General features: G+C 60.4%; 9 protein-coding genes. 4 read left to right on the forward strand and 5 right to left on the reverse strand.

What is annotated here, in order from left to right:
* Nucleotides 1–6: 6 nt before the first annotated feature.
* The 3 genes from I9188_RS13600 to I9188_RS13610 are packed head-to-tail and all read left to right on the forward strand — an operon-like array spanning nucleotide 7 to nucleotide 4,022.
* Nucleotides 7–831, forward strand: coding sequence for a DUF3237 domain-containing protein (locus tag I9188_RS13600; RefSeq protein ID WP_209507024.1), 825 nt, complete (start codon nucleotides 7–9; stop codon nucleotides 829–831).
* Nucleotides 824–2,947 carry an FAD-dependent oxidoreductase gene (locus tag I9188_RS13605; RefSeq protein ID WP_209507023.1) on the forward strand — a complete coding sequence of 708 codons (2,124 nt, stop codon included), beginning with the start codon at nucleotides 824–826 and terminating at the stop codon, nucleotides 2,945–2,947. Before I9188_RS13600 ends, I9188_RS13605 begins: the two co-directional genes overlap by 8 nt.
* 4 nt (nucleotides 2,948–2,951) lie before the next feature.
* Nucleotides 2,952–4,022 (forward strand): polyprenyl synthetase family protein, encoded by a 1,071-nt coding sequence (locus I9188_RS13610; protein ID WP_209507022.1) that lies wholly within the window; start codon nucleotides 2,952–2,954, stop codon nucleotides 4,020–4,022.
* Here the strand turns inward: I9188_RS13610 and I9188_RS13615 are convergent.
* The 4 genes from I9188_RS13615 to I9188_RS13630 all read right to left on the reverse strand — a co-directional run bounded on the left by I9188_RS13615 (nucleotide 4,013) and on the right by I9188_RS13630 (nucleotide 8,520).
* Complete coding sequence (locus tag I9188_RS13615) at nucleotides 4,013–4,483, reverse strand: hypothetical protein (RefSeq protein WP_209507021.1); 471 nt, start codon at nucleotides 4,481–4,483, stop codon at nucleotides 4,013–4,015. The two genes, I9188_RS13610 and I9188_RS13615, sit on opposite strands and share 10 nt — an antisense overlap.
* A gap of 75 nt (nucleotides 4,484–4,558) precedes the next feature.
* Complete coding sequence (locus I9188_RS13620) at nucleotides 4,559–5,338, reverse strand: carnitinyl-CoA dehydratase (RefSeq protein ID WP_209507020.1); 780 nt, start codon at nucleotides 5,336–5,338, stop codon at nucleotides 4,559–4,561.
* A gap of 3 nt (nucleotides 5,339–5,341) precedes the next feature.
* Nucleotides 5,342–7,357, reverse strand: a complete 2,016-nt coding sequence (locus I9188_RS13625; RefSeq protein ID WP_209507019.1) for an acetate--CoA ligase family protein — start codon at nucleotides 7,355–7,357, stop codon at nucleotides 5,342–5,344.
* Nucleotides 7,358–7,359: 2 nt separating this feature from the next.
* Complete coding sequence (locus I9188_RS13630; protein WP_209507018.1) at nucleotides 7,360–8,520, reverse strand: acyl-CoA dehydrogenase family protein; 1,161 nt, start codon at nucleotides 8,518–8,520, stop codon at nucleotides 7,360–7,362.
* 80 nt (nucleotides 8,521–8,600) lie between these two features.
* On the opposite strand from I9188_RS13630, the gene I9188_RS13635 reads away from it, so the two are divergent.
* On the forward strand, nucleotides 8,601–9,548 hold the full coding sequence (locus tag I9188_RS13635) for a helix-turn-helix domain-containing protein (RefSeq protein WP_209507017.1): 948 nt from the start codon (nucleotides 8,601–8,603) through the stop codon (nucleotides 9,546–9,548).
* A gap of 156 nt (nucleotides 9,549–9,704) precedes the next feature.
* Here I9188_RS13635 and I9188_RS13640 read toward each other — a convergent pair whose 3' ends face one another.
* Entirely contained in the window at nucleotides 9,705–10,682 is a 978-nt protein-coding gene (locus tag I9188_RS13640) for a CoA ester lyase (RefSeq protein ID WP_209507016.1), read from the reverse strand.
* Nucleotides 10,683–10,774: the final 92 nt, after the last annotated feature.

Here is a 10,774-nt window from a genome sequence, read left to right on the forward strand (position 1 = left end):
CTGGTCATGCGAGAATTCACAGACCGGGGTGTGACATTGCGTTGGTCCGAATTGATCAACGAAAATGGGTTAAATCGGGTGCTGATCGAAGCCGGACCCGCCGTGTCTTCGCATGACGTGGTGCGTGTGATCTTTTCTGAAGATGGCGGCCCCGAACGCGCCATTCGCGGCTGGCCCTTGCGTTGCGACCCCATGACGGGGTTTCAGCAGTTTGCAGCCATGCTGCCATCTGTGACCCAGAAAAAGGCATTGACCTGGCGACCGGTGCTGACGACCGGTGGTCGCGAATATGATCCCGGCCCCGGAAAGGCCCCCGAACCTGCGCCGCCAAACCTGGCAAAGCCAGTCACGCAAGTGCCCGCGCTTGAACACGTTGGCAGGTTTGTGGTGCCGTTCACCGACGAGTTCTATCCGTCGGGGGAAACACCGGACGGCATCTGGCTGCATTTCGGGATCAAAGAGGGCGGAACGGTTGAAGGGCCTCATCTGAAGGGGACGATCGATCCGCTGGGGGGCGACTGGATGCGCGTGCGATCCGACGGAGTTGGGCTTTTGCACGCCCGAGCGCTTATCCAACCCGTTGAAGGGGGTGCGCCGATCCTGTTTGAAGATACCGGCGTGTGTGACTTTGGCCCGGATGGGTATGCCGGGCTGGCGAAGGGCACTCTGCCCGCCTCGGCCCCGGTCCGGCTGGCACCGCGATACCTGACGTCAAACCCGAATTATGCCTGGATGAACAGGTTGCAGGGGTTCGGCATCGGCGAAGCCAGCCTGTCCGATATCACCCTGCGCTTTGACGTCTATTCCGCGAAAGGAACATCCGATGGCTGAAAAGGTTGTCATACTGGGCGGTGGCGTGGCCGGAATGAGCGCCGCGCATGAGCTGATCGAGCGCGGGTACGAGGTCGAGATTCACGAGCGCCAGCTGATCCCCGGCGGTAAGGCACGCAGCATCCCCGTGATGAAGGGCGAAGGCGATCACGGGTCCAAGGCGAAACACATCAAGGCGCTTGAACAATGGGCCGAGATGGACGGCGCCAGTTATCCTCCCGGTGTGAAACGCCCCTGGCTGCCCGGCGAGCATGGGTTCCGGTTCTTTCCGAATTTCTACCGCCATATCACTGATACGATGGCGCGCACGCCCTATTACGGCAAAGGCACCTGTTACGATAATCTGGTGTCCACCACTCAGGTTCTGGTCAGCCAGTTCGACGACCCAGGCATCATTGTTCCCGAACGGTTTCCCCGCACGCTGAAAGACGTGGCCGATGCGCTCAAGACGGTTGCATTCACGCTCTCGCCCCGTGACCAGATCGCCTATGAGGATGTCGAACATTTCATCGCCTGCATGTGGCGCATCGCAACATCCTGCAAGGAACGCCGGTTCGATGAATATGAGCGCATCGGGTGGTGGGATTTCATCGGTGCCGAACAACGCTCGGAAGCGTATCAGAAGTTTCTGGCCATTGGCCTGACCCGTTCGCTGGTGGCCGCGAAGGCGACAACTGCCAGTACAAAGACCGTGGGCGACATCGCGGTTCAGCTTCAGCTGGGTATCGCGACGCCCGAGCCGCATGGCAACCGGCTGTTGAACGGCCCCACTAACCTTGTCTGGATACAGCCGTGGCTGGATTACCTCAAAAGCAAGGGGGTCGTGTACAAGTTCAACTCAAAGGTTACGGGCATCGACTGCCAGGAGGGCCGCATCGTCAGCGCGACGGTTGAACAGGATGGCGAGGAAAAGCAGGTCACCGGGGATTGGTTCATCAGTGCGATGCCGATCGAACGGATCGCGCCGCTGATCACCCCTGCGATGACGGCACTTGACCCGTCTCTGGCCAAGCTGCCGCTGCTGGCCGAAGACGTGCAATGGATGAACGGAATTCAGTTCTATCTGACAAAGGATGTTGAACTGACGCACGGCCATGTCATTTTCATTGACAGCCCATGGGCCCTGACAGCGGTTTCACAAAAACAGTTCTGGTCGGCCATCAACTTTGAAAACTGGGCAGAAGGCAAGACCAAGGGTTTGCTTTCAATAGATATCTCGGAATGGGACAAGCCGGGGCTGAACGGAAAAACCGCGCGTGATTGCAGCCGTGAGGAGATTGCGCAAGAGGTTTGGGAACAGCTCAAGCGGAGCGTCAACGTGGATGGCCAGACCGTCCTGCGCGACGAGGATATGCATTACTGGTTCCTTGATCCGGATATTGTGCAGGATCCCAACGACCCCAAGCGCCAAACCAATGTGGAGCCGCTTTTGGTCAATCGCATCAACAGCTGGCGGTTGCGCCCCGAGGCGGCCACGTTGATCCCGAACTTCATGCTGGCGTCGGATTATGTGCGCACCTACACCGATCTTGCCACCATGGAAGGGGCGAACGAAGCGGCGCGCCGGGCGGTCAATGCCATCCTGCAACGCGGCGGATCAAAAGCTGAGCCCTGCCAGATCTGGGACCTGCACGAGCCGGATATCCTGAAACCGCTGCGCGCCTATGATTTTGCCCGCTATCAGGCCGGCCTGCCCTGGGACAACCGGTTTGCGGTTGCAGTCGAAGCCGCGCTGAGGATGGGACAGGATTCCGTGGGTGTTGAGCGTGGCGGTGAAGGGCCGCTGGCCGTCATCGGGGAACCGGCGGCTGAGTATTCAAAACCCGGCGGGATTACCGAAGACCCTGCTATTGCGGACGCGTTGCGCATGATCTGCCCTCCGAAAGAACTGTTTGACCTGATGGCGGCCTACGAGCCGACCGCTGATCTTCCGATCCCGGGAGAGGAGATTGCAGAGGATGTTGCCTTTGATCTGGGCCGGGACAGCGGCCAGTCGGGGGTGTTGTCCAAAGCCTTGCCGCTGACGGATTCACCTTTGTCGACAACCGGAACCAACCTTGCGGAGACGGGCAGGAACGAGACCAAAACCCGTGTGATCATCACCCAGAAGGGATGACCCTGTGGCCACTGGCACAGCACATCTGGATCCTGCGGCACAGCAGGATTTTCTGAAAACGTTGACCTCATACGGGGATCGCGCCCGAGAGACGCTTTTGCAGCTGTTGCCGACGGGCGAGCCGCAGGCTTATCTGTACGGGCCGATGCGGGATTACATCGAAACCTCGGGCAAGGGGTTGCGGCCCGCGCTGTTGCTGGCCACCTGCGAGGCTTTCGGCGGTGACAGCGAAAACGCACGGGTGTCTGCCGCCGTTCTTGAACTGCTGCACAACGCATTTCTGATCCATGACGATATCGAGGATCAAAGCGATTTCAGGCGCGGGCGCGAATGTATGCACAAGCGGCTTGGGGTTCCTCTGGCGATCAATACCGGCGACGGGATGCAATCGCTGGCCCTGCGCCTGTTGCGCCAGAACCTTGGGCCGCTGGGCCCTGAAACGGGTATACGCGTGGTGGACGAGTTCGATCACCTTTTGCAGCAGTCCATTGAAGGTCAGGCGCTGGAGCTTGGCTGGATACGGGACAACCGGCTGAACGTGGATGCATCGGATTATCTGACGATGTGTCTGAAAAAGACCTGCTGGTACAGTTTCATTCACCCCATGCGCATCGGGGCGCTGATTGCCCGGCCACATGATGTGGCGTCAGGCGCGCTTAATCTGGACGATTTCAACGCGTTTGGGTTTTTTCTGGGGGCCGCGTTTCAGATACAGGATGATGTTCTGAACCTCGTGGGCTCGCAGGACAAATATGGCAAAGAGATCGGCGGGGACATTTACGAAGGCAAACGCACGCTGATGCTGGGGCGGCTTAGCTTGCAGGCGGATGAGCCCGAAAAAGCGCGCCTGTCGGAGATGCTGTCAAACCCGCGTGACAACCGCTCGACGCAGGATGTCAGCTGGGTTCTGGATCGCATGGATCACTATGGCTGCATCAGATATGCACAGGACGCGGCCAATGACCTTCTGGCCTCGGCCCGTCAGGAGTTTGCGCAGGTTTTTGCGGCCACCGAAGAAGTGCCGCGCGCGTTTCTGGGTCATTTCATGGACTATCTCGTAACCCGTCAGGTTTGAGCGCCCACCACCTCATACATCACGATGATCGAGGTTTGCACTGTGCCTGTGCAGGCGATCCGGCCGTGATATTCGCCGGGATCGGCAAGATCCGGCACGGTTACAATGACGGCAACATCTGTTGACTCGCCGGGGTTTAACTGGATTTGCGGGGGGACAACATTGACCCGGTTTGCCGGAAGAGTGTCGCCGTTCCGGTTGATCAGGTCACCCGGTTCGAACTGTAGTGCGACAGGCCCGCCGCCACTTGGCGCATCAAAGGACAGCAATATGGTCGCGGTGCCGCCGGGGTGGCAGGTTTTGCGGCACGCAAATGGCCCCTCAAGCGGCTGTTGCGTGTCCCGTTCAGCCCCAAGCACGCGGCGGGCGATATCCGAGATCGGTTGCGCATCCGGCTGCGGAGCGATCGGGCTGACCGGAAGCGGCGTGCTAACGTATGGTTTTCGTTCGAAATAAGGCATACCCAACTGTGCACCTGTGACGCGGATCAGTAAATGGGAAATTTACCGGATCCGCGCGACAAACACACCGCGTTATTATTTGCCTTTCCAGACCGGATCACGTTTTTCAGCAAATGCACGCGCGCCTTCAAGCTGGTCCTCGCTGGAATAGAGGACATCCACGCTGCGCAGTTGCCGCTTGGTGATGCGGTTCATGGCGTCCTGAAACTTGGCGTCTTCGGCATCGCGCACGATCTCTTTGATGGCCGCGTAGACCAGCGGTGGCCCTGACGCCAGCAGGCGGGCAAGGTCCCACGCGCGGTCCATCAGCTGATCAGCGGCGACAATTTCGTTCACCAACCCCCAGCGGTTGGCTTCTTCGGCATCAAACCAGCGGCCTGTCAGCAGCATTTCCATCGCGATGTGATAGGGGATGCGCTTGGGCAGTTTGACGCTGGCAGCATCCGCAACGGTGCCCGAGCGGATTTCCGGCAAGGCAAACGTGGCGTGGTCAGCTGCAAGGATCATGTCTGCTGACAAGGCCAACTCTAGCCCGCCGCCGCAGGCGATACCGTTGACGGCGGCAATCACGGGCTTGTTCAGATCGCGCAGCTCTTGCAGGCCTCCGAACCCGCCGACGCCGTAATCTCCGTCCACCGCGTCGCCGTCGGCGGCAGCTTTCAGATCCCAGCCGGGGCAAAAGAATTTTTCGCCCGCACCGGTCAGGATGGCCACGCGCAGGTCCGGGTCGTCGCGGAATTCAGCAAAGACTTCGCCCATTCTGCGGCTGGTGATCAGATCAATCGCGTTTGCCTTGGGGCGGTCCAGCGTAACCTCGAGGATCGAGCCATCGCGGCGGGTTTTGATCGGGTCCATGTTTCAGGCCTTTCTTATCAGGGCGTCCACGGCAACGGCCTTGTCCGGCGTGCACAGGAGCGGGTTAATCTCGACCTCGCCAAGCGTGTCGGCATTTTGCATGACATAGGTCTGAACGGCCTCGACCGCGGCAACAATCGCATCCATATCAGCCGCCGGTTGACCGCGATAGCCCGCCAGCAGCGGGGCGATCTTCAATTGGCTAAGGGCGGAGCGGACGTCTTCGGGCGGGCTGGGCACCAGCAAGGATACCGTATCGCGCAGCAGTTCGGTCAGCACGCCCCCTGCCCCAAGGGTCAGAACAAACCCATGCGCAGGGTCACGCACCACGCCAATCAGAAGCTCGGCAACGGGTCCGGTGACCATCTCCTCGATCAGGATGTCTTCGGTGCCGATATCAGCCGTGACAGCCGCGACGTCCTGGGCCCGGATGCCCAGCCGAACGGCGCTGTGTTCGGATTTATGCGCAAGCCCGACACCTTTGACGGCAAAGGGGCCTTCCATCTGGTCCGCTGCGGCACGGGCAGCTTCCGCGCCCCGCACCGTCCGGTTTTGCGGGATGCGCAGGCCGCATTCCGCCAGCGCCGCCTTCGAGGCGCCTTCGGTCAGGATTTGGGTTGGTTCCATCATGCCCGGTTGCAATACGGGCGCAGCGGATGGGGCCTTGACCTGCCCTGCGGCGCGGGTCGCAGACAGCGCCTCGCGCAGGCCCATGAAGGGCACAACACCCCCGGCCATCAGCTGTTGTGCGATGTCTTCCGGCAAAAGTTCCGGCAAGGTGGCGACAATCGCAAACCGGGCACCGGTTTCTGCCCGTACGTTCAGCGCTGCCTGCGTTGCGCAGGCCCAATCGGTAGAGTCGGTGGTCGGGTAGTCGACGATCGAGAATGTCATGTCGATATCGTCGCCCGTCATGCCCGACCAGGCCCGCGTCATCGCCAGCTCGTCACGCCAGATATAGGTGTGATAATCCAGCGGGTTGTTCAGCGCGACCATGGGCCCGAGCGCGTCACGCAGGCGTGTCAGTTTTTCATCGTTCAGCCTTGGAAATTGCAGCCCCGTGCCGACAGCCATATCGGCAATCAGGCTCGCCTCGCCCCCCGAACAGCTGATCGAGGCGATGTTGCCCCCCGGCAGCGGTCCGTAGCAGTGCAGCAGTTTGAGTGTTTCAAGGAAGTCGGGCAGTGCCGGAAGGCGTGGAATGCCAAGCCGGTCAAGCAGCGCCTGCGCCCCGGCATCGCTGCCCGCCAGCGACGCGGTATGGGAAACTGTTGCCGCCTGCGCCTGTTCCGATGCGCCGACCTTGAGGGCAACCAGCGGGACGCCCTTTGCATGGGCTTTGGCGGCCAGCGCCTCCCACTCACGGATGTTCTTGAAGCCTTCGATATGCAGGCCCACGGCAGTCACGCGCGGGTCATCGATCAGGGCCGAGGCGATCTGCGCCTGACTGGTCTGAGCCATATTTCCGCAGGTCACCATATAGGCAATCGGCAACCCGCGTTTCTGCATGGTCAGGTTGATCGAGATGTTCGAGCTTTGCGTCAGGATCGCCACGCCCTTGTCGACGGGCATAACCCCGTGCTGATCCGGCCACAACAATGCCCCGTCCAGCGCGTTGATGAAGCCATAGCAGTTCGGGCCCAGAATGGGCATGTCACCGGCCGCGGCGATCAGTTGATCCTGCAAATCCCCGCCGGTGTCGTCCTCGGCCACGGCCTCGGAAAAGCCCGAGGCGAAGCAGACAGCGCCACCTGCACCCATGCTGGACAGGACTTGAACCGCTTCAATCGTGGCATGGCGGTTGATGCCGATAAAAACCGCGTCAGGTGCATTGGGCAGGTCTTCGATATGGCCATAAACCTTGTGGCCTGCAATGTCCGAAGCCTTGGGGTGGACCGGCCAGATCTGACCGGCATATCCCATGCGTTCGGATTGCAGAATAACCTGTTGGCACCATGCACCGCCGCCAATGACAGCGATGCTTTTCGGGCGCAGCAGCCGGGTCAGGTCTTTGGTCATGGTCAGGCGCCCAGCGGACGCAGAAGATCGCGGCTGATGATGTGGCGCTGAATCTCGCTGGTGCCGTCCCAGATCCGTTCGACCCGGGCGTCGCGCCAAAACCGTTCTATCGGGAAATCATCCATCAGGCCCATGCCGCCGAAGATTTGCAGCGTCGTGTCGGTGACCCGCGCCAATGCCTCGGAGGCATAGAGCTTGGCCGAGGCGATCTCGCGGTTTGCGGGCAGGTTCTGATCCAGACGCCAAGCGGCGGCAAGGGTCAGCCAGTCGGCGGCGTCAATCTCGGTAATCATGTCGGCGATCTGGAAGCCGACGCCCTGAAACTTGCCGATGGGCTGGCCGAATTGCTTGCGCTCGGCGGCGTAATTCAGCGCATAGTCAAAGCAGCGCCGCGCGCGCCCGACCGAGAAGGCCGCAACCGTCAGCCGGGTCGCGTAGAGCCATTCGTTCATCACCGCAAAACCGCCATCGACCTCGCCCAGAACCTGCGCATCGGACAGGCGGCAATTGTCGAAATACAGGATACAGTTTTTATAGCCCCTGTGGCTGACGGATCTGTAGCCGTCGCGCACTTCAAAGCCCGGTGTGCCGCGATCCACTAGGAAGGTGGTGATGCGTTTTTTGGGGCCTTTGGGGGTCTCATCCACGCCGGTGGCAACGAAGACAATGAAGAAATCCGCGTGTTCGGCGCCCGAGATGAAGTGTTTCGATCCGTTGACGACCCAGTCGCCACCGTCGCGCACCGCCTGACATTTCATGCCGCGCACGTCCGATCCGGCATCCGGTTCAGTCATCGCCAGCGCGTCCATCTTCTCCCCGCGCACTGCGGGCAGCAGATAGCGTTCGCGCTGTTCGTCGTTGCAGGCCATGAGGATGTTTTGCGGGCGGCCAAAGAAATGCGTCAGCGCCATCGACCCACGGCCCAGTTCACGCTCGACCAGTGTAAAATCCAGATGCGACAGGCCCGCGCCGCCCACTTCTTCGGGGAAGTTGCAGGCATAGAACCCCAGATCGATACATTTCTGCTTGATCTCGTTGCCAAGCTCCGGCGGGACCGTTCCGCTGCGTTCCACCGCGTCTTCATGCGGGTAGATTTCTTTTTCTACAAAGCTGCGGACCGTCGAGACGATCATGTCCTGTTCTTCTGTCAGACCAAACTGCATGGCGCGTGTTCCCTGGATCGGTGGTTGACCAACCAAACGCCATCGCTCATGGTCGCGACATGCAGAGATAGATCATTTTCATGCCGAGTTCGAAAATATTATCGCAGCAGTACAATGTCCTTTTGTTCGACGGGTTCTCGAACCATTGCCTTGCGAACATGGTCGAACCGTTGCGGGCGGCAAACACCCTGTCGCGGCAGGCGTTATATGCATGGCGCTTCTGTTCGCTTGACGGCAACCCTGTTCAAAGCTCCAGCGGCCTTGTCGTGACCCCGAACGGGGCCATCGGCGATCAACAGGGGGATTTTCTTGTTGTCATGCCGTCATATGGATACCTGAAGCTGGATACGCGGTCGACCATGCGTGCCGTGCTGGCAGCGGCCAAGAAACACAAGCACCTGGCCGGGCTGGACACGGGAAGCTGGCTGCTGGCCAGCGCGGGATTGCTGGATGACCACAGGGCGACCATTCATTGGGACGAGTTTTCGCGGTTCGAGGAAAGGTTTCCGGCGGTGGAGGCCGTGCAGGAACGGTTTGTCATCGATGGCAACCGGCTGACCTGTTCCGGGGCCATGGCCGCCTTTGATCTGGCCTTGACCCTGATCCGCCGGGATCACGGCCCGCTGCTGGCGATGGAGGTCGAGCACCTGTTCATGAGCCGGAACGGGCGCGGCCATTATGACCTGCCTCTGAAATCCGAGGACACGCTGGTCAATCGCGCGCTGACTGTCATGCAGGCGCATCTTGAAGCACCGCTGTCAGTCCGGAGTGTGGCCCGGAAAATCGGGTGTTCGCAAAAACGGCTTGAAACGCGTGTTCAGGCGGAACTGAAAACAACTCCGCATGCGCTGTACCGGCGTCTGCGCCTGAACCGCGCACGCAATCTGACCGAGGATACGGAACAATCCATCGCCGAGATCGCGGGGCGCTGTGGATACGAAAATGCCAGCGCCATGACGCGTGCGTTCAAGGCCGAGTTCGGTCAGACGCCGACCGCATTTCGGAACGGAAACCTGTCGGGGCGATAAGCCGGGACTGGCGGGAAGCCGGATTCAGGTGTCGAACTCGGAAACAAACCGCGCTTTTGTCGTGGCGATTTACGTTAGCGCCGTGGTCCACCCGTCAAAGCGCCAGAGAATATGCGTGGACAATGCGCCCACGCAGCTCAGGTTTGGTGCGGGCGTTCAGGCTGCGGCGATCTGGCTTGCCTTTTCGACCAGAACTTCGGCCTGACGGATCGAGGCATAGTCGATCAGACGACCATCCAGTGAAACGGCGCCCATTCCATCCGCCTCGGCCTCGGCCATCGCGACCAGAATGCGCCGTGCCTTGGTGACTTCGGCATCCGAGGGCGACATCACCTCGTTGGCAAGTGCGATCTGGCTGGGGTGGATGGCCCATTTCCCCTCGCACCCCAAAACAGCGGCGCGTTTGGCCGCGGCCTTATAGCCTTCGGGGTCCTGAAAATCTCCGAACGGCCCATCAATCGGACGCAGCCCGTTGGCGCGCGCCGCAACCACCATGCGAGCAAGGGCGTAGTGCCACATGTCGCCCCAGTGGGTCAGGCGGCCTCCGTCGGCATCCGGGTCGGTCAGTACCGAATAGTCCGGGTTCACGCCCCCGATGATTGTGGTTCGCGCCCGGGTCGAGGCGGCATAATCCGCGACACCAAAATGAAGGCTTTCATTGCGCTTTGATGCCGCCGCGATCGCGCTGACATTCTGCATACCAAGCGCGGTTTCGATGATGTGTTCGAACCCGATCCGTTTCTTGTATCCCTTGGCGTCTTCGATCTGGGTCACCAGCATGTCGACCGCGTACACATCTGCAGCTGTCCCGACCTTGGGGATCATGATCAGGTCCAGACGCTGGCCCGCCTGTTCGACAACATCCACGACGTCCCGATACATGTAATGGGTGTCCAGACCATTGATCCGCACCGACATGGTCTTGTTGCCCCAGTCGATATCGTTCAGCGCCTGAATGATATTCCTGCGCGCCTGTTCCTTTTCATCGGGCGCAACAGCGTCTTCCAGATCGAGGAAGATGACATCCACGTCCGATTTCGCGGCCTTCTCAAACATTCCGGGCTGGCTGCCGGGCACGGCAAGCTCGCTGCGGTTCAGGCGGGCGGGGGCTTGTTCAATTGGATGAAAGCTCATGGTTGGGACCTTTCGGCTTACAGGTTTGGGTATATGGGGAAACGGTTGCAGAGGTCAGCGACCTGGGCGCGGACGCGGGCTTCGACTTCGGC

This window comes from Ruegeria sp. HKCCSA071, assembly GCF_017872555.1.
Classification (GTDB): domain Bacteria; phylum Pseudomonadota; class Alphaproteobacteria; order Rhodobacterales; family Rhodobacteraceae; genus Ruegeria.